Origin of the sequence: Micromonospora sp. NPDC049048 (genome assembly GCF_043197615.1) — a bacterium.
In the GTDB taxonomy this organism is placed as follows: domain Bacteria; phylum Actinomycetota; class Actinomycetes; order Mycobacteriales; family Micromonosporaceae; genus Micromonospora.
In genome coordinates this window covers 40,180-61,455 of record NZ_JBICTM010000013.1, presented here as the reverse complement: position 1 = coordinate 61,455, position 21,276 = coordinate 40,180, and the positions used below count along the sequence as shown (strand labels likewise).

The 21,276-nt window shown below is 76.2% G+C and carries 1 protein-coding gene and 1 pseudogene; both read right to left on the bottom strand.

Annotation, left to right across the window (positions count from 1 at the left end; translation table 11 throughout):
• Positions 1-45: 45 nt before the first annotated feature.
• Positions 46-10,893 (bottom strand): annotated as a pseudogene (locus ACGFIG_RS29555) (type I polyketide synthase); the annotation flags it as partial.
• A 22-nt stretch (positions 10,894-10,915) separates the two neighbouring features.
• Entirely contained in the window at positions 10,916-21,274 is a 10,359-nt protein-coding gene (locus ACGFIG_RS29550; protein WP_393008477.1) for an SDR family NAD(P)-dependent oxidoreductase, read from the bottom strand.
• Positions 21,275-21,276 lie beyond the last annotated feature (2 nt).

Here is a 21,276-nt window from a genome sequence, read left to right as displayed (position 1 = left end):
CTGTTCCTCGTTCGCCATCAGTAAGCCCTCCTCAGCGCGTACGGTTCAGGCGGCGCCGAGTTCGTCGTCGATGAACCGCAACAGCTCGTCGGCCGAGGCGGTCTTCAGCACCAGGCCCACGTCCGGTCCGTCAGGTTCGGCGTCCACGTCGGACCTGCCACGCCAATTCGACATCACGGCGTGCAACCGTTCGGTAATCCGTGCCTTGACCGCCTCCTCCAGGCCCGCCGCGCCGGCCTGCGCGAACGAGCGTTCCAGCCGATCCAGCTCGGCCAGCAGCCCCGCGGCCGGGTCCACCTCGGCCGGGGCCAGCCCGGCCAGCAGGTGGTCGGTGAGCGCCGCGGCGGTCGGGTGGTCGAAGACCATCGTGGCGGAGAGCTTCAGGCCGGTGGCCGCCTTCAGCCGGTTGCGGAACTCGACGGCGGTCAGCGAGTCGAAGCCCAGCTCGGTGAACGGCCGGTCGGCGTCCACCGCGCTCGCGCCGGAGTGCCCGAGCACGGCGGCGGCCTGTGCCTTGACGAACTCCAGCGCGGTGTGCCGCCGCTGCGGGCCGCTCTGGCTCGCCAGGTGGTCCCGCAGGGCGCCGGGCGACTGCGCCGCCTGCTCCACGGCCCGCCGGGACGGCCCCCGCACCAGGCCCCGCAGCAGCGGGGGCAGCATGCCGGCCCGGCCCAGCTCGCGCAGCGCCGCCGGATCCACGGGCATCGGCACCAGCAGCGGCTCGTCGATCAGCTCCGTCGCGTCGTAGAGCGCCATGCCCTGCGCCACGGACAGTTCCAGCAGCCCGACGCGGGCCATCCGGGCGCGGTCGGTGGCGTCGAGGTGCGCGGTCATCCCGCTCGCCTCGCTCCACAGGCCCCAGGCGAGCGAACGGGCGGGCAGCCCGGCCGCGCGCCGCCGCGCCACGAGCGCGTCCAGGAACGTGTTCGCCGCCGCGTAGTTGCCCTGCCCCGGGCCGCCCATCGTGCCGGCCGCCGCGGAGAACACGACGAACTCGGCCAGCTCGGCGTCGAGCGTCAGCTCGTGCAGGTTGACCGCCGCGTCGACCTTGGGCCGCAGCACCGCGTCGACCTGCTCGGGGGTCAGCGCGGTGACCAGGCCGTCGTCGAGGACGCCCGCCGTGTGCACCACGGCGGTCAGCGGGTGCGCGGCGGGCACCCGGGCCAGGGTCCCGGCCAGCGCCGCGCGGTCCGCCGTGTCGCAGGCCGCGACGGTGACCTCCGCGCCGTACGCGGTCAGCTCCGCCACCAGCTCGGCGGCGCCCGGGGCGTCCGGGCCACGGCGGCTGGTCAGCAGCAGGTGCCGCACCCCGCGCCGGGTCACCAGGTGGCGGGCCAGCATGCCGCCGAGCGTGCCGGTGCCGCCGGTGATCAGCACCGTACCGTCGGGATCCCGGCGCGGCGGCACGGTCAGCACCAGCTTGCCGACGTGCCGGGCCTTGGACATGGTCCGGAACGCCTCCGGGGCGCGACGCATGTCGTACGTGCGCACCGGCAGCGGGGTGAAGCGGTCCTGCGCGAAGAGCGCGAGCACGTCGCGCAGGATCGCGCCGACCCGCTCCGGGTCGATGGCGAGCAGGTCGAACGCCTGGTACTCGACCCCCGGGTGGTCCTCGGCGACCCGGTGCGGATCCCGCACGTCGGTCTTGCCCATCTCGATGAACCGGCCGCCCCCGCCGAGCAGGCGCAGGGAGGCGTCGACGAACTCCTTGGCCAGCGAGTCGATCACCACGTCGATACCGGCCGCGCCGAACCGCTCCGCGAACTCCAGCGTGCGGGAGTTGCCGATGTGCGTCTCCGGCAGCCCCATCGCGCGCAGCGCGTCCCACTTGCCGGTGCTCGCGGTGCCGTACACCTCGGCGCCGAGGTGCCGGGCCAGGCGGACCGCCGCCATGCCGACGCCGCCGGACGCGGCGTGCACCAGCACCCGCTCCCCCGGCTTGACCTGGGCCAGGTCGACCAGCGCGTAGTAGGCGGTGCAGAACGCGATGGGGGTCGACGCCGCCACGGCGAACGACCACCCCGGCGGTACCGGCACGACCATCCGCGCGTCGGTGACGACCTCGGTGCCGAAGGCGCCGTGAAACAGGCCCATGACCCGGTCGCCGACCGCGACGCCGGTCACGTCCGGCGCGGCCTCGACGACCACGCCCGCCCCCTCGCCGCCCATCACGCCGCCGCCGGGGTACATGTCGAGGGCGATCAGCACGTCCCGGAAGTTCAGGCCTGCGGCCCGCATCGCGATGCGCACCTGACCCGGCGCCAGCGGGCGCGGCTCCTCCCCCTCGGGCAGCAGGGCGAGGTTGTCCAGCGTGCCCCGCGCGGTGACGTCCAACCGCCAGCGGTCGGCCGACGGCGGCACCAGCGCGGGGCTGCCGGCCACGCGGCCGAGCCGCGGCGCCAGGGCGACGCCGTCGCGGATCGCGAGCTGTGGCTCGTCGGCCGCGACCGCCGCCGCGAGCGCCCGGTGCGGCTCGCGGTCGTCGACGTCGAGCAGGACGAAGCGGTCCGGGTGTTCGCTCTGCGCCGAGCGGAGCAGGCCCCACACCGGCGAGCTGGCCAGGTCAACGGCCGCCTCCTGCACGCTGACGGCGTTCCAGGTGACGACGACCAGCCGGGCGTCGGCGAACCGGTCCTCGTCGAGCCACTCGCGCAGGACCGCGAGGGTGTCGTGGACGACCCGGTGGGCGGCCCCGGCGGGATCGTCGCCCGCGCCGGCCGCGCAGGGCAGCGCGACCAGGGCGGGCACCGGCGCGCCGTCGGCCACGCCGGCCCGCAGCGCCGCCAGGTCCGGGTAGGCGTCGGTGACGAGACCGGCGTCCCGGGGCAGGGTGCACCCGCCGAGGGCCGCCCACCGGGCGTCCGGCGCGGCGGCCGGCGCGGTGACCGGGGTCCACTCCAGGCGGAACAGGGCGTCGTGGTGCGTGCCCGGCTGCGCCGGGGCGGTGGCCTCCCGCAGCACCAGCGACTCGACCTCGGCGACCACGTTGTTCGTCTGGTCGGCGACGGTCACCGCGACCGTGTTCCGGCCGCGCGGACGCAGCCGGACGCGCAACTCCGTCGCGCCGACGGCGTGCACGGTCACGCCGCTCCACTCGAACGGCAGCAGCGCCTCCGTGCCCGCGGTGACGAGCGCCAGCGGGTGCAGCGCGGCGTCGAGCAGCGCCGGGTGCAGGCCGTACCCGGCCGCCGTCCGGGCGGCGTCCGTCGGCAGGGCGACCTCGGCGAAGACCTCCTCGCCCTGGCGCCACACCCGGCGTACGCCCTGGAACGTCGGACCGTACGTGAGGCCGGCCGAGGCCATGGCGGCGTACAACCCGTCGGACGCGACGGGCTCGGCCGCCGGGGGCCAGGCGGTGTCGAAGCCGCCCGCCGGCTCCGCGGGGGCGAGCAGGCCGACGCCGTTGCGTACCCACGGCGCCGAGTCGGTGGCGACCCCGTCCGGTCGGCTGTGGATGGTCAGCTGCCGCTGCCCGTTCTCGTCGGGCGTGCCGACGCGCAGCTGCACCTGCACCCCGCCCTTGTCGGGCAGCACCAGCGGCGCGGTCAGGGTCAGCTCCTCGACCCGGCCGCAGTCGACCTCGTCGCCGGCGCGGACCGCGAGGTCCACGAGGGCGGTGCCGGGCACGAACACCTGCCCGCCGACCCGGTGGTCGGCCAGCCACGGGTGGGCGGCCACCGAGACACGACCGGTGAAGAGCAGGCCGTCGGTGTCGGCCAGCGCGACCGCCGCGCCGAGCAGCGGGTGCTCGGTGGCGCCGAGGCCCAGCCCGGCCGCGTCGGCGGTGCCCGTCGCGGCAGGCGGCCAGTAGCGCTCGTGCTGGAACGGGTAGCCGGGCAGCCGGACCCGGCGGGCGTCCGCGAACCCCCAGTTGGGCCGCACGCCGTGCGCGTACGCCTCGCCGAGGGAGAGCAGGAAGCGCGCCAGGCCACCCTCGTCGCGGCGCAGCGAACCGACCACGGTGGCGGTGGCCTCCGCGTCGTCGATGACGTCCTGCACGCCGATAGTCAGCACGGGGTGCGGGCTGACCTCGACGATCGTCGTGACGCCCGCGTCGAGCAGGGCCCGGACGGCGGGCTCGTACCAGACGGTCTGGCGCAGGTTGCGGTACCAGTACTCGGCGTCCATCGCGACGTCGTCCAGCCAGCGGTCGTCCACCGTGGAGTAGAGCGGCACCTCGGGCCGGCGGGGCGCCAGCCCGGCCAGCACGTCGCGCAGCTCCTCGTGCAGCTCCTCCACGTACGCCGAGTGCGACGCGTAGTCCACGTCGATGCGCTTGGCGCGTACGCCGTCGCGCTGGCACTCGGCGAGCAGCTCGTCGAGGGCGTCCAGTTCGCCGGCCGCCACCGTCGAGCGCGGCCCGTTGACGGTCGCCACGGTCACCCGGCCGCCGAAGCGCTCCAGCCGGTCGCGTACCTCGGCCACGGGCAGCGGCACGGAGACCATGCCGCCCTTGCCGGACAGCCGCAGCAGCGCGCGGCTGCGCAGGGCGACGACCCTGGCCGCGTCCGCCACGGAGAGCGCGCCCGCCACGCAGGCGGCGGCGATCTCGCCCTGGGAGTGCCCCACCACGGCGGCGGGCTCGACCCCGTGGGAGCGCCACAGCTCGGCCAGCGACACCATGACGGCGAACAGGACGGGCTGGACGACGTCCACCCGGTCCAGCTCCTCCCCCTGCCGCAGGACGGCCTCCAGGGACCAGTTGACGTGCGGCGCCAGCGCGGCCTCGCACTCGGCCATCCGGGCGGCGAAGACCGGGGCGGTGTCGAGCAGCTCCACGGCCATGCCGATCCACTGCGAGCCCTGCCCGGGGAAGGAGAACGCCACCTTTCCCGCCGTGCCGGCGGCCACTGCGCTGACCAGGTTCGGCGCGGGCTCCCCCGCCGCGAGCGCGGCGAGGCCGGCGCGCAGCTCGTCGGCGCCGCCCACCACGACCGCGCGGCGCGGGTGGGTGGCCCGCAGCGACAGCGAGTACGCCAGGTCGCGGGGCGCCACCTCGGCCAGGAGCGGCTCGAGGTCGGCGGCCTGCCGGCGCAGCGCCCCGTCGGAGCGGGCGGAGAGCACGAGCGCGACCGGCCCGTCGTCGGGCGTCCGCTCGGCCTCGGGCGCCTCCGGTGCCTCCTCGATGACGAGGTGGGCGTTGGTGCCGCTGAACCCGAACGACGAGACGCCGCCGCGACGCGGGTGGCCGTTGCGGCCCCACGGCTGCGGTTCGGCGAGCAGCCGTACCCCGCCCGACCAGTCGACGTGGGCCGTCGGCTCGGCCACGTGCAGGGTCCGGGGCAGTTCGCCGTGGCGCAGCGCGAGCACCATCTTGATCACCCCGGCGACGCCGGCGGCGGCCTGGGTGTGCCCGATGTTCGACTTGACCGAGCCGAGCCAGAGCGGGCGCTCGGCGGCGCGGTCGCGGCCGTACGTGGCGAAGAGCGCGTCGACCTCGATGGGGTCGCCCAGCGTGGTGCCGGTGCCGTGCGCCTCCACCACGTCCACGTCGGCGGTGGAGAGCCCCGCGTCGGCGAGCGCCTGCCGGATGACCCGTTGTTGTGAGGGTCCGTTGGGGGCGGTGAGGCCGTTGGACGCGCCGTCCTGGTTGACGGCGGTCCCGCGTACCACGGCGAGGACCTCGTGGCCGGCGGCGAGCGCGTCGGAGAGCCGCTCCAGCACGACCACGCCGATGCCCTCGCCCCAGTTGGTGCCGTCCGCGCCGGCCGCGAACGCCTTGCAGCGCCCGTCCGGGGCGAGCCCGCGCATCCGGCTGAACTCCAGGAAGGCGCCCGGCGTCGACATGGCGGTGACGCCGCCCGCGACGGCCATCGCGCACTCGCCCGAGCGCAGCGCCCGCACCGCCATGTGCATCGCCACCAGCGACGACGAGCAGGCGGTGTCCACGGTGACGGCCGGCCCCTCCAGCCCCAGCACGTACGACAGCCGGCCGGAGAGGATGCTGGCGGCGTTGCCGGTGGCCATGAAGCCTTCCGCGCTCGTACCCGCCCCGCCGTTGATCCGGGCGTAGTCGACGTTGTTGGCGCCGACGTACACGCCGGTCGCGCTGCCCCGCAGCGTGGTCGGGTCGATGCCGGCGTCCTCGAGGGCCGACCAGGACGCCTCCAGCACCAGCCGCTGCTGCGGGTCCATGGCCTCCGCCTCGCGCGGGCTGATGCCGAAGAACGCCGCGTCGAAGCCCGGCAGGTCGGCGAGGAAGCCGCCCTCGCGGACGTAGCTGGTCCCGGAGTGCTCCGGGTCGGGGTGGAACAGTCCGTCGAGGTCCCAGCCGCGGTCGGTGGGGAACGGGCCCATGCCGTCGCGGCCGTCGCGCAGCATCGCCCACAGCTCCTCGGGGGAGCTGACGCCACCGGGGAACCGGCAGCTCATGCCGACGATGGCGATCGGCTCGTCGGCGGTGACGGTGCCGACGACCACCTCGGCGCGGCCGGCCTCCAGCAGGTGCTCGGCCAGCGCGACCGGGGTCGGATAGTCGAAGGCGACGGCCGCGGAGAGCCGTACGCCGGTGGCCTCGACCATCCGGTTGCGGAACTCCACGGCGGTGACCGAGTCGAAGCCCAGCTCCTTGAACGCCGAGGTCGGCTCGACCGCCTCCGGGCCCGCGTAGCCCAGCGTGAGCGCGACCTGCGCGCGGACCAGCCCGACGACGTGGTCGAGGCGGTCCGCCTCGGGCAGGTCGGCGAGCCGGCGGGCGAAGTCCGAGGAGGTGGACGTCCCGGTCGGCGCCTCGTCGGCGACGGCCTCGGGAATGGCGTCCAACAGCCGGCTCGGCCGCAGCGCGGTGAACGACGGCACGAAGGTGGCCCAGTCCACGTCGGCGAGCACGACGTCCGTGTCCCCGGCCCCCAGGGCGGTACGCATGGCCGCGACGGCCCGCTCCGGCGCCATCGGCGCCAGGCCCCGCTTGCGCAGCGAGGCCGAGATCTCGTCGTCCACCAGTGTGCTCTCGGCCCACGGGCCCCAGGCGAGGGCGGTGGCCGGCTGTCCCCGGCCGCGCCGGGCCTCGGCCAGGGCGCACAGGTGCGCGTTGCCGGCGGCGTAGGCGGCCTGGCCGCCGCTGCCCCAGACGCCGGCCACGGAGGAGAAGAGCACGAACTCGTCGAGGTCCCGTTCGGCGAAGATCGCGTCGAGGTTGGTGGCGCCGGCGACCTTCGCGGAGACGACGTCGGCGTACTCGGCGAGGTCCATGTCCACGATGCCGGTCAGCTGCGCCAGCCCCGCCACGTGCACGACGGCGCGGACGCCGGGGTAGGCGTCGACGACCGCCTCCAGGGCCGCCCGGTCGGCGACGTCGCAGGCCACGACGTCGACCTGCGCGCCCAGTCCGCGCAGCTCGTCGAGCGCCTCGGCGGGGGCGGTGCCGCGCCGGCTCAGCAGGACGAGCCGCTCGGCGCCGTGCCGCGCGTACAGGCGGGCGGCCTCGATGCCGAGGGTGCCGGTACCGCCGGTGATCAGCACGGTGCCGGACGCGCCGCGCCACCGCGGGGCCCCGGTCACCGGCGCGCGGTGCAGCCGGCGGACGAACACCCCGTCAGGGCGCACGGCGACCTGGTCCTCCCCGATGCCGGCGAGCACGCCGGCCAGCGCGGCGGCGGTGCGTCCGTCCAGCTCAGCGGGCAGGTCGACGAGGCCGCCCCAGGTGTCGGGCAGCTCCAGCGCGGCGACCCGGCCGAGGCCCCACACCTGCGACTGCGCCACCTGGGTCACCGGGTCGGCCGGGGAGGTGGCGACGGCGCCACGGGTGAGGCACCACAGCGGTACGTCCCGCCCGGCGAGCGCGCGGATCAGGCCGAGGGTGGCGGCGGCGCCCGCCGGGACGCCGGGGCGCCCGGGCAGGAACGCCTCGTCGAGCGCGAGGAGGGACACCACGCCGGACAGCTCCCCGTCGAGGTGGCCCGCCAGGCCGGCCGGGTCGGTGGGGACGACCGTGGCGCCGTGCGCGGTGAGCGCGTCGGCCACCGCCTCGCCCGCGTCGCCCCGCACCGCCGGGTCGGCGGCCACCAGCAGCCAGATGCCGGTCAGCGGGGCCGGGGTGCCGCCGGGGCGGCGCTCCCACCGGGCCTGGTAGCGCCAGCCGTCCAGGGTGGACCGCTCCTGCCGCCCCCTGCGCCACGCGGAGAGCGCGGGCAGCACCGAGGCCAGGGGCGCCTGCGGGTCCACGTCGAGCGTGGTGACCACGGTGTCGAGGTCGCCGCTGTCCACGGCCGCCCACAGGCCGTCGTCGTCGCCGGAACCGCCGGCGGTCGCCGGCTCGATGCTGTCCTGCCAGAACCGCTCGTGCTGGAAGGGGTACGTCGGCAGGTCGACCAGGGACGGGCCGGACCGGTGGTAGAACGCCCGCGGGTCCACCGCGGCACCCCGGGTCTCCAGCCGGGCCAGCGCCTCCACCAGGGCACGCGGCTCGTCCCGGTCGCGGCGCAGCACCGGCGTGGCCAGCACGTCGCCGTCCAGGCAGTCCGCCGCCATGGTGGCGAGCACCGAGTCGGGGCCCAGTTCGAGGAACGTGGTCACACCGGTCGCGGCGGCGGCGCGTACCGCGTCGGCGAAGCGTACGGTCGCGCGGACCTGCCCGACCCAGTACTCGGGCGTCGCCAGCTCGTCGCCCACCGGCGCGCCGGTGACCGTCGAGACCAGCGGGATCGTCGGCGGCGCGTAGGAGACGGCCTCGGCCACCTCCCGGAACCGCGCGAGCATCGGGTCCATCAGCGGCGAGTGGAAGGCGTGCGAGACGGTCAGCCGCCGGGTCCGGCGGTCGGCGAACCGCGCGGCCACCGCCGCCACCGCCGCCTCGGTGCCGGAGACGACCACCGAGTCCGGGCCGTTGACGGCGGCCAGGTCGACGTCCGCGCCGAGCAGGGGCGTGACCTCGTCCTCGGTGGCCTGGACGGCGAGCATCGCCCCGCCGGCCGGCAGCGCCTGCATCAGCCGGCCCCGGGCCGCGACCAACCGGGCCGCGTCGGCGAGCGGGAACACCCCCGCGACGTACGCGGCGGCCAGCTCGCCGATCGAGTGCCCGGCGAGGACCGACGGGGTGACGCCCCAGGACCGGACCAGCCGGTACAGGGCCACCTCGACGGCGAACAGGGCGGGCTGGGTCCAGCCGGTCTCGTGCAGCGCCTCGGTGTCGAGGACGTCGCGCAGGGGCCGGTCCAGGTGCGGGTCCAGGGCGGCGCACACCTCGTCGAACGCCGCCGCGAACTCCGGGTACGCCGCGTACAGGCCGCGACCCATCCCGATCCGCTGCGCGCCCTGCCCGGAGAAGAGCATCGCGATCCGGCCGTCGGCGACCCGGCCACGGAGCACGTTGGCGGCCTGCTCGTCGCGGGCCAGAGCGGCCAGCCCGGCGCCCAGTTCCTCGGCGGACGAGCCGAGCACCGCGGCCCGGTGCGCGAAGCGGGTCCGGGTGGTGGCCAGGGCGTACCCCAGCTCGGCGGGTTCCACCCGCGACACGACGGCGCCCAGCCGCCGCGCCTGGTCCCGCAGCGCGTCGGCGTCGCGGGCGGTGAGCAGCAGCGACGTCACCGGCGCCGAGGCGGGCCCGGGCGCGTCGGTGTCCGGCGCCTGCTCCACGATCACGTGGGCGTTCGTGCCGCTGAACCCGAACGAGGAGACCGCCGCCCGGCGCGGCTGCCCCGTCTGCGGCCACGGCGTGGCGGCGGTCAGCAGCCGTACGTTGCCGGCTGTCCAGTCCACCTGGTCGGAGGGCTGCTCGGCGTGCAGCGTCGCGGGCAGGACGCCACGCCGCATCGCCTCGACCATCTTGATGACCCCGGCGACCCCCGCGGCGGCCTGGGTGTGCCCGATGTTCGACTTCACCGAGCCGAGCCAGAGCGGGTCCTCGCGGTCCTGGCCGTACGTGGCGAGCAGCGCCTGCGCCTCGATGGGGTCGCCCAGGGTCGTGCCGGTGCCGTGCCCCTCGACCACGTCGACCTGGCGCGTCGACAGGCCCGCGTCGACCAGCGCCGCCTCGATGACGCGCTGCTGCGACGGCCCGTTCGGCGCGGTCAGCCCGTTCGACGCGCCGTCCTGGTTGACGGCGGAGCCCCGGACGACCGCCAGTACGCGGTGCCCGTGCTCGAGCGCGTCCGACAGCCGCTCCACCAGCAGCACGCCCGCGCCCTCGGCGAAGCCGGTGCCGTCGGCGTCGGCCGAGTACGAGCGGCACCGCCCGTCCGGCGACAGGCCCCGCTGGCGGGAGAACTCGACGAACGTCAGTGGCGTCGCCATCACCGAGACGCCGCCGACGAGCGCGAGCGTGCAGTCGCCCCGGCGCAGGGCCTGGATCGCCAGGTGCAGCGCGACGAGCGACGACGAGCAGGCGGTGTCGACGGTGACCGCCGGCCCCTCCAGCCCCAGCGTGTAGGCGACCCGGCCGGAGACCACGCTGCCGGAGCTGTTGCTGCCCGCGTAGTCGTGGTACATGAGGCCGGTGAAGACGCCGGTCGGGCTGCCGGCGAGGGAGGCGGGGTCGATGCCGGCCCGCTCCAGGCTCTCCCACGCGACCTCGAGCAGCAGCCGCTGCTGGGGGTCCAGCCCGACGGCCTCGCGGGGGCTGATGCCGAAGAAGGTCGGGTCGAAGTCCGCCGCGTCGTACAGGAAGCCGCCGCGCGCGGTGTAGGAGGTGCCCTCCCGCAGCGACCGGGGGTCGTGGAGCGACTCCAGGTCCCAGCCACGGTCGGTCGGGAAGGCGCCGGTGGCGTCGGTGCCGGACTCCACCAGCCGCCACAGGTCCTCGGGGCTCGCCACGCCCCCCGGATAGCGGCAGGCCATGCCGACGATCGCGACCGGCTCGTGCGCGGACGCCTCCACCTCGTGCAGGCGCTGCCGGGTCTTCTGCAGGTCGACCGTGACCCGCTTCAGGTAGTCCCGGAGCTTGTCCTCGTTGGCCACTACGGTCGCCCTCCTCGCACTGTCATGAGATCCCGAGTTCGCTGTCGATGAGAGCGAAGACCTCGTCGTCGGTCGCGGATTCGATGTCGTTTCCGGTGGCTGCCGGCTCGCCGCCGAGCTTCGCGAGCACGTCCCGCAGCCGCAGCGACAGCCGGGTACGGGACTGCTCGTCGACGTCACGCAGGACCGCCTCGAGGCGGTCGAGTTCGGCGAACGCGGAGAGCACCGCGTTGGCTCCGCCGGACTCGCCGGACAGCTCGGCCCCCAGGTACGCGGCGAGGGCCTTGGACGTCGGGTGGTCGAACACCAGCGTCGCGCTCAGCCGCAGCCCGGTCGCCGCGCTCACCCGGTTGCGCAGCTCGACCGCCGTGAGCGAGTCGAAGCCGAGCTCGTTGAACGGCCGGTCGGCGGCGACGGCACCCGGGTCCGGGTAGGCCAGCACCCCCGCCACCTGGGTACGCACCACGTCGAGCAGGATGGCCTCGGCCTCCTCGGGGCCCTGTCCCGCGAGCCGCTGCCGCAGGGCGTCGGCCGCCCCCGCGTCGGCGTCGGCCGCCCGCCTGGCGGGCACCCGGACGAGCCCGCTGAGCACCGGCGGCACCATGCCGGCGACGGCGCGTTCCCGCAGGGCCCGCTGGTCGAGCTTGATGGGCGCCACCATGCCCCCGGTACGCAGCGCCACGTCGAACAGCTCCAGCGCCTCCTCGACGGCGAGCGCGTCGATGCCGGAGCGCGACATGCGCCGCAGGTCGGCCTCGCTCAGCTGCTCGGCCATGCCCGCCTGCGCCCAGCGGCCCCAGGCCAGCGACACGCCCGGCAGTCCGTTGACCCGCCGGTGCTGGGCGAGCGCGTCCAGGTAGGCGTTGCCGGCGGCGTAGTTGCCCTGGCCGGGCCCGCCGAGCACCCCGGAGGCCGAGGAGAACAGGACGAACGCCGTCAGGTCCCCGGTCAGCTCGTGCAGGTTCGTCGCGGCGTCGACCTTGGGTCGCAGCACCCGGTCGACCTGCTCCGGGGTGAGCGAGGAGAGTACGCCGTCGTCGACGACGCCCGCCGTGTGCACCACGCCGCGCACCGGGTGCGTCGCGAGCAGCGCGGCGAGCGCGTCGCGGTCGGCGACGTCGCACGCGGCGACGGTGACCTCGGCGCCCAGGGCGACGAGTTCGTCGCGCAGGTCGGCCGCGCCCTCGGCGGCGGGGCCGCTGCGGCTGGCCAGCACCAGCTCGCGGACCCCGTGCCGGGCGACCAGGTGCCGGGCGACGAGCCGCCCGAGCGCGCCGGTGGCGCCGGTGACCAGGACGGTTCCCTCGAACCCGGCCGCGTCGGGGTCGGCGGTGCCGCCGGCCCGGACCAGGCGGGGCACCAGGACGTCGGCGCCGCGTACGGCGAGCTGCGGCTCGTCGGAAGCGAGCGCGGCCGGCAGACCGGCGTCGGTGTCCGCGTCGACGTCGACCAGGACGAACCGGTCGCCGTGCTCGGACTGGGCGGAGCGGAGCAGGCCCCAGGCGGCGGCCCCCGCCAGGTCGGTGACGTCGGCGTCGGGGCCGGTGGCCACGGCGCCGCTGGTCAGGACGGCGAGGCGGGCGGCGGCGAAGCGCTCGTCGGCGAGCCACCGCTGCGCCAGGTCGAGAGTCTGGTGGGTGGCGGCGCGCGCCCGTACGTCCTCCGTGGGCCCCCGGTCGACGGCGCACCGCGCCACCACCACCTCGGGCGTCGCGGCGCCCGCGTCGACGGCGGCGGCGAGGGCCGCCAGGTCCGGGTACGCGGTCGCGTCGAGGCCGTCGATCCGGTCCCCGAGCACCACCACGGTACGCGGCCGGGACACTCCGGCCAGCGGCGTCCACTCCATACGCAGCAGCGACTCGTGCCGGTCGCGGCGCAGGGCGGCCAGCTGTTCCGGCGACACCGGGCGCACCGCCAGCGCCTCGACGGTGGCCACCGGGGTGCCGGCCGCGTCGGCCAGGGTGATGGCCGCCGTGCCGTCGCCGGGCACGATCCGGGCCCGCAGCCGGTCGGCGCCCGCCGCGTGCACGGTGAACCCGCGCCACGAGAACGGCAGCACCGCGTCGCCGTCGCCGGTCGACGCCACCGCGTGCAGGACGGCGTCCAGCAGCGCCGGGTGCAGGCCGAAGCGGCCCGCGTCGGCGTGCGCCGCCTCGGGCAGGGTGAGCTCGGCGAACACCTCGTCGCCGCGCCGCCAGGCCGCCGTCAGGCCCTGGAACACCGGGCCGTAGCGCAGGCCGCGCGCGAACAGGTCGTCGTACGCGGCGGACACGTCGACCGGGTCGGCGTCCGGGGGCCAGGCCCGCAGGTCGGTGCCGGCGGTCCCGGCCGGGGTCAGCAGGCCCACCGCGTGGGTCGTCCAGCCGTCGCCGTCCTCTGCCCGGGAGTGCACGCCCACCTCCCGCTCGCCGTCGGCTGCCGGGGCGCCCACCGTCACGCGCACCTGGACGCCGCCGGATTCGGGCAGCACCAGCGGCGCCTCCAACGTCAGTTCCTCGACCCGGGGGCAGCCGAGCTCCCGGCCGGTGTGGGCTGCCAGCTCGACCAGCGCCGCGCCGGGCAGCAGCACCAGGTCCGCCACCGCGTGGTCGGCCAGCCATGGATGGGTGGCCAGCGCGAGCCGGCCCGTGAAGACCGCGCCGCCGTCCGGCAGTTCGACCGCCGCGCCCAGCAGCGGGTGGTCGGCCCGCGTCTGGCCCAGCCCGCTCGCGTCGCCGGTGCCGGTGCCCGGCCGGGGCCAGTACGGCTGGTGCTGGAAGACGGAGGTGGGCAGTTCCACGGTCCGTCCCGGCACCACCGAGGGCCAGTCGACGGGCGTGCCGCGTACCACCAGCCGGGCGAGCGCGTCGGCCACGGTCTCCGGTTCGGCGCGGCCCTTGCGGCACGCCGGGATCCACTCGCCGTCGGCCACGTTGCGGCCGAGCGCGGTGAGCACCGCGTCGGGCCCGATCTCCAGGAAGGTGGTGGCCCCGGACGCGGCCAGCGTGGCGACCGCGTCGGCGTACCGGACCGGTTCGCGTACCTGCCGCACCCAGTGGCCGGCGTCCAGGGTGGTGGGCCCGCCCGTGACCGTCGAGACCAGCTCGACGGCCGGCTCCCGGCAGTCCACCTGGGCCACCACGGCGCGGTACGCGTCGAGCATGGGGTCCATCAGCGGCGAGTGGAACGCGTGCGACACGGTGAGCCGCCGCGCCCGGCGGCCCTTCCCTGACAGCTTCTCGGCGACGGCGAGGGTGGCGGCCTCGTCGCCGGAGAGCACCACCGACTCCGGCCCGTTCACCGCCGCGATCGCCACGTCGCCCGACAGCAGCGGCGCCACCTCGTCCTCTGTGGCGCGTACGGCCACCATCGCACCACCGGCCGGCAGCGCCTGCATCAGCCGGCCCCGCGCCGCGACGACCTTCGCGGCATCGGCCAGCGACCAGACCCCCGCCACGTGCGCCGCCGCCAGCTCACCGATCGAGTGCCCCGCCACGAAGTCCGGCCGCACCCCCCACGACTCGAACAACCGGAACAGCGCCACCTCCACCGCGAACAACGCCGGCTGCGCCCACCCCGTCTGATGCACCTCCTCGGTGTCCAGCACCTCCCGCAACGGCCGCTCAAGGTGCCTGTCGAGTTCCGCGCACACCTCGTCGAACGCCGCCGCGAACGCGGGGAAGGCCATCAGCTCCGCCGTCATGCCGACCCGCTGCGACCCCTGCCCGGTGAAGACCATCGCGAGCTTCCCGCCGTCGGCCGTGCCGGTCACCACCTTGTCGCCGAGCAGCACCGCGCGGTGCGGGAACCCGGCCCGCCCGGTGGCGAGCGTGTACGCGACGTCGACCGGGCGCAGCGTCGGGTCGGCGGCGACGTGGGCGCGCAGCCGCGGGATCTGCGCCCGCAGCCCCTCCTCGGTACGCGCCGAGAGCAGCCACGGCGTGAACGGCACGTCCGGCTCGTCGGCCGGCGGCACCGGGTCGGCCTGCTCCAGCACGACGTGGGCGTTGGTGCCGCTGATGCCGAAGGATGACACGGCGGCCCGCAGCGGACGGTCGGCGGTGGTGAGCGGGACGGCCTCCGCGGCGACGCGTACCGCGCCGGCGGACCAGTCCACGTGCGGCGAGGGCTCGTCCACGTGCAGCGTCTGCGGGAGCACGCCGTGGCGCAGCGCCAGCACCATCTTCATGACGCCGGCGACGCCGGCCGCGGCCTGCGTGTGCCCGAGGTTCGACTTGACCGAACCGAGCAGCACCGGCGCGGTCCGGTCCTGGCCGTACGTGGCGAGGACGGCCTGCGCCTCGATCGGATCGCCCAGGGTGGTGCCGGTGCCGTGCGCCTCGACCACGTCGACGTCGGACGGGGACAGCCGCGCGTCGGCCAGGGCGGCCCGGATCACCCGCTGCTGCGACGGCCCGTTCGGGGCGGTGAGGCCGTTGGAGGCGCCGTCGGAGTTGACGGCGGAGCCGCGTACCACCGCCAGCACGGGGTGCCCGTGGCGCCGGGCGTCGGAGAGCCGCTCGACGACCAGCACGCCGACGCCCTCGGAGAGCGACGTGCCGTCGGCCGCGCCCGCGAACGACTTGCACCGCCCGTCGGGGGCGAGGTTGCGCTGCCGGGAGAACTCCAGGAAGGTGCCCGGCGTCGACATCACCGACACGCCCCCGGTGAGCGCGAGGGAGCACTCGCCGTTGCGCAGCGCCGAGACGGCGAGGTGCAGGGCGACCAGCGACGACGAGCAGGCCGTGTCGACGGTCATCGTCGGGCCCTCCAGCCCGAGCGAGTACGAGATCCGGCCCGAGATCACGCCGCCGGAGTTGCCGGTGGAGAGGAACCCGTCGACCGACTCGGCGGAGCCGCTGAGCACGGTGCCGTAGTCGTTGTACATGACGCCCGCGTACACGCCGGTGCGGCTGCCGCGCAGCGCGGTCGGGTCAATGCCGGCGCGCTCCAGCGCCTCCCAGGAGGTCTCCAGCAGCAGCCGCTGCTGCGGGTCCATGGCCAGCGCCTCGCGCGGGGAGATGCCGAAGAAGCCGGGGTCGAAGTCGGCCGCGTCGTGCAGGAAGCCGCCCCGGTCGACGTAGCTGGTGCCCGGGTTGTCCGGGTCCGGGTCGAACAGCGCGTCGAGGTTCCACCCCCGACCGGTGGGGAACGGCCCGATGGCGTCGCCGCCGCCGGCCAGCAGCCGCCACAGGTCCTCGGGCGTACGCACGTCGCCGGGGAACCGGCAGGCCATGCCGACGATCGCGATCGGCTCGTGCTCGTGTCGCGCCGAGGCGACGTCCGCCGTCGCGGTCCGCCCGCCGGCCAGCTGCGTCACCAGGTGCCCGGCCAGCGCCTCGGGCGTCGGGTAGTCGAAGACCAGCGTCGCGGGCAGCCGCAGCCCGGTCGCCGCGCCGAGCTGGTTGCGCAGGTCGAGCGCGGTGAGCGAGTCGAAGCCGAGTTCCTTGAAGGGGCGGCCGGCCGGCAGCTTGTCCGCCCGGGCGTAGCCGAGGACGGACGCGACCCGGGTGAGCACCGCCTCCAGCACCACCTCGTGCCGGCGTTCGGCGGGCACCTCGGCCAGCCGCTGGGCGAGGGAGGAGCCGCCCACCGTCCGGCGGGCCGGGGCGCGGACCAGACCGCGCAGCAGCTCCGGCGGTTCCCGGTCGTCCCGGCCGAACGCGGCCAGGTCCACCGGCACCGGCGCCAGCAGCGCGTCGGCCGACCGGATCGCGGCGTCGAACAGCGCCAGGCCGTCCTTGCTGGGCAGCTCGCCCATGCCGCTGCGCGCCATCCGGCTCAGCTGCGCGCCGCCCACGTCGGCGGTCATCTCGCTGCGCTCGGCCCAGAGTCCCCAGGCGAGCGAGTGGGCGGGCAGGCCCGCGGCGCGCCGCCGCGCCGCGAGCGCGTCGAGCAGCGCGTTCGCTGCCGCGTAGGCGCCCTGGCCGGGGCTGCCGAAGATGCCGGCGGCCGAGGAGAAGAGGACGAAGGCGGTGACGTCGCCGGCCAGCTCGTGCAGGTGCCAGGCCGCGTCCACCTTGGGCCGCAGCACCTCGGCGAGCCGGTCGGGGGTGAGCGTGGCGATGGTGGCGTCGGCCATCACGCCCGCCGTGTGCACGACGCCGGTGACCGGGTACGCCTCGAGCAGCGCCGCCACCTGCTCCCGGTCCGCGACGTCGCACGGCAGGACGGTCACGCTCGCGCCCAGCTCTTCGAGTTCGTCGCGCAGCACCTCGGCGCCGGCGGCGGCGAGACCCCGGCGGCTGGTCAGCACCAGCTCGCGTACGCCGTGCTCGGTGACCAGGTGGCGGGCGACCAGCCCGCCCAGGGTGCCGGTGCCGCCGGTGACGAGCACCCTGCTCTCCGGGCCGAACACCGCCGGTTCGGCGACGTCCTGCTCGGGCACCCGGGCCAGGCGGGGCGCGCGCACCACGCCGTCGCGGACGGAGAGCACCGGCTCGCCGGTCGCCAGCGCCGCCGCCACCAGGTCGCCGGCGGTGTGGTCGGCCTCCAGCAGGACGATCCGCCCCGGGTTCTCCGCCTGGGCCGAGCGGACCAGACCGTGCACCGCCGCGCCGGCGAGGTCGTCCGGGCGGGTCACGACGACGAGCCTCGTCTCGGACTGGCGTGGGTCGGCGAGCCACCGCTGGAGCGTGTTCAGCGCGTACGCCGTGAGGTCGGGCACCGCGGAGATGTCGGCGGCGGCGGCGGAGCACGGCAGGAAGAGCGTGTCGGCGGCCACGTCGGCCAGCGCCACCGGCGGCGCGTCGAAGACGGCCGTGTCGCCCAGCGTCTGCCACGTGCCGCGCTCGCCCCGGCCGACGGTCAGCGGCACCTGTTCCAGCCGGAACAGCGACTCGACGAAGCCACTGCGCCCCTTGAGCGCCTGCGGGGCCAACGCGCGTACGGTCAGCGCCGCCACGGAGGCGACCGGGGTGCCCGTGTCGTCCGCGAGGAGCAGGGCCGCGCTGTCCGGCCCCGTCCTGGTGAGCCGGACACGCAGGCTCGTCGCGCCCGCCCCGTGCAGCGTCACGCCGCTCCACGAGAACGGCAGTCTCGCCGCGCCGTCGCCGGCGTCCCCGGCGAGGGCGTGCAGGGCGACGTCGAACAGCGCCGGGTGCAGGCCGAACCCGTCGACGTCGACGCCCTGCGGCAGGGCCACCTCGGCGTACGTCTCGTCGCCGCGCCGCCACGCGGCCCGCAGCCCCTGGAACACGGGGCCGTACCGCAGGCCGAGCCCGGCGAGCCGGTCGTACAGGTCGCCGAGGTCGACCGCCAGCGCGTCGGCCGGCGGCCACTCGGTGAGGTGTTCGCCCGCCGCCGTGGCGGGGGCCAGCACGCCGGTGGCGTGGCGCGTCCACATCCCGATCCGCGCCTCGCCGTCGGTCTGCCCGTAGACGCCGAGCGCACGGCGGCCGTGCTCGTCCGGCGCCTCCACGGTGAGCCGCAGGGCCACCCCGCCGTGCGCCGGAACGACCAGCGGGGCGGTGATGACGAGTTCCTCGACGGCGGGGCAGCCGACCTCGTCGCCGGCGCGTACGGCGAGTTCCACCAGCGCCGTGCCGGGCAGCAGGACGGTGTCCAGCACGGCGTGGTCGGCGAGCCACGGGTGCGTCTGGAGGCTGATCCGGCCGGCGAGCACGACGAGGTCCCGCTCCGGGACGGTGAGCGCGGCGCCGAGCAGCGGGTGGCCGACGACGTCGATGCCGAGGCCGCGCGCGTCCACGGCCGACGCCGCCGCGAGCTGCCAGAACCGCTGGTGCTGGAACGCGTACGTCGGCAGCGGGGCCGGGACGCCCCGGGTGTGCCGGGAGAGGTCGACGCCGACCCCGCGCACGTACGCCTCGGCGAGGGAGAGCAGGAAGCGGGACAGGCCGCCCTCGTCACGCCGCAGCGACGCGACGAGCGTGGCCGGCGCGTCGGCCCGGTCCAGGATCTCGCGCACGCCCATGCCGAGCACGGGGTGGGGGCTGATCTCCACGAGGACGTCGTGCCCGTCGGCGAGGAGGCGGTCGATGGCCTCCTCGAACCGGACCGTGCCGCGCAGGTTCGCGTACCAGTAGGCGGCGTCGAGGGTGGCGGTGTCGGCGACCTCGCCGGTGAGGGTGGAGTAGAGCGGCACGTCGGCGCGGCGCGGCCGGACGTCGGCGAGGACGCGCAGCAGCTCCTCCCGGATGGCCTCGACCTGCGCGGAGTGCGAGGCGTAGTCGACCGGGATCATCCGCATCCGGGTCCCGTCGGCCTCGCACGCGGCCAGCAGTTCCTTGAGCGCGTCGGGCTCGCCGGAGACGACGGTGGCGGCGGGCCCGTTGACGGCGGCGACCGAGATCGCCCCGTCCCACCGGGCGAGGCGCGCCTCCACCTCCGCCCGGGGTGCCGCCACGGAGGCCATGCCACCGCGTCCGGCCAGCCCGGCGGCGATCGCCCGGCTGCGCAGCGCGACGACCCGCGCGCCGTCGTCGAGGGTGAGCGCGCCGGCGACGACGGCGGCGGCGATCTCGCCCTGGGAGTGCCCCACCACGGCGGCGGGCCGCACGCCGTACGAGCGCCACAGCGCCGCCAGCGACACCATGACGGCGAACAGCACGGGCTGCACCACGTCCACCCGGTCCAGCGACGGCGCCCCGGGCACGCCCCGGACGACGTCCAGCAGGGACCAGTCGGTGAAGGCGTCGACGGCCTTCGCGCACTCGTCCATCCGGTCGGCGAAGACCTCGGCGGTGTCCATCAGCTCGACGGCCATGCCCGCCCACTGCGAGCCCTGACCGGGAAACATGAAGACGACCCGTGGCGCGTCGCCCGGCGCGGTGCCGGTGGCGACGCCGGGCGCCGGTTCGTCCGCCGCGACGGCGGCCAGGCCGGCCCGCAGTTCGGCGGGGTCGGTGCCGACGACGACCGCCCGGTGCTCGAAGCGGGTACGCGCCGCCAGGGCGGCGGCGACGTCGGCCGGGGCCGTGGGGTGCAAATCGAGGTGGGCTGCCAGCCGGGCCGCCTGGTCGCGCCGCGCCTCGGGCGTACGGCCGGACAGCACCCAGGGCACCGGTCCGGTCGCCTCGGGGTCGGACCCGGTCTCCTCCCGCGCGGGCGGTTCCTCCAGGATCACGTGGGCGTTGGTGCCGCTGACGCCGAACGACGAGACACCGGCGCGCGACGGCTCGGCGCCCCGGGGCCAGGCGACCGCCTCGGTCAGCAGGTCGACCGCGCCCTCGGTCCAGTCGACCTGGTCGCTGGGGGCGTCCACGTGCAGCGTCTTCGGCAGCAGTCGGTGCCGCATGGCGAGGACCATCTTGATGATGCCGCCGACGCCCGCGGCGGCCTGGGTGTGGCCGATGTTCGACTTGATCGAGCCGAGCCGCAGCGGGCGGTCCCGGTCCTGTCCGTACGTGGCGAGGAGGGCCTGGGCCTCGATCGGGTCGCCGAGGGTGGTGCCCGTGCCGTGCGCCTCGACGACGTCGATCTGGTTGGCCGACAGCCGGGCGTTGGCCAGCGCCGCCTGGATCACCCGCTGCTGCGCCGGCCCGCTCGGGGCCGTCAGCCCGTTGGAGGCGCCGTCCTGGTTGACGGCGGTGCCGCGTACGACGGCGAGCACCGGGTGCCCGTTGCGCCGGGCGTCGGAGAGCCGCTCGACGACCAGCATGCCGACGCCCTCGGCGAAGCCGGTGCCGTCGGCGGCGGCGGCGAACGACTTGCACCGGCCGTCCGGCGAGAGCCCGCGCTGCTGCGAGAACGCGACGTAGGTCTCCGGGGTCGCCATCACGGTGACCCCGCCGGCCAGCGCGAGCGAGCACTCGCCGTTGCGCAGCGCCTGCACGGCCAGGTGCAGGGCGACCAGCGACGACGAGCACGCCGTGTCGACGGTGACCGCCGGCCCCTCCAGCCCGAGGGTGTACGCCACCCGACCCGAGGCGACCGCGCCGGTGGCGTTGTTCTCGGCGTAGTCGTGGTACATCATCCCGGCGAAGACGCCCGTGTCGCTGCCGCGCAGTCCGGTCGGGTCGATGCCGGCGTTCTCCAGGGCCTCCCACGAGATCTCCAGCAGCAGCCGCTGCTGCGGGTCCATCGTCAGCGCCTCGCGCGGGCTGATCCCGAAGAACTCCGGGTCGAACTCGGCCGCGTCGTGCAGGAACCCGCCCTCCCGCGTGTACGACCGGCCGGGCGTGCCGGGCGTGGGGTCGTAGAGGTCGGCGACGTTCCAGCCGCGGTCGGTGGGGAAGCCGGTGATGCCGTCCCCGCCGGCGGCGACGAGGTCCCACAGGTCGTCCGGCGTCCGCACCCCGCCCGGGTAGCGGCAGGCCATGCCGACGATGGCGACCGGCTCGCGCAGCGTCGAGTTGAGCTTGCGGTTCTGCTCCCGCAGCCACTCGTTCTCCTTGAGCGAGGCCCGCAGCGCGGTGACGAGCTTCTCCTGCGAGTTGGCCATGT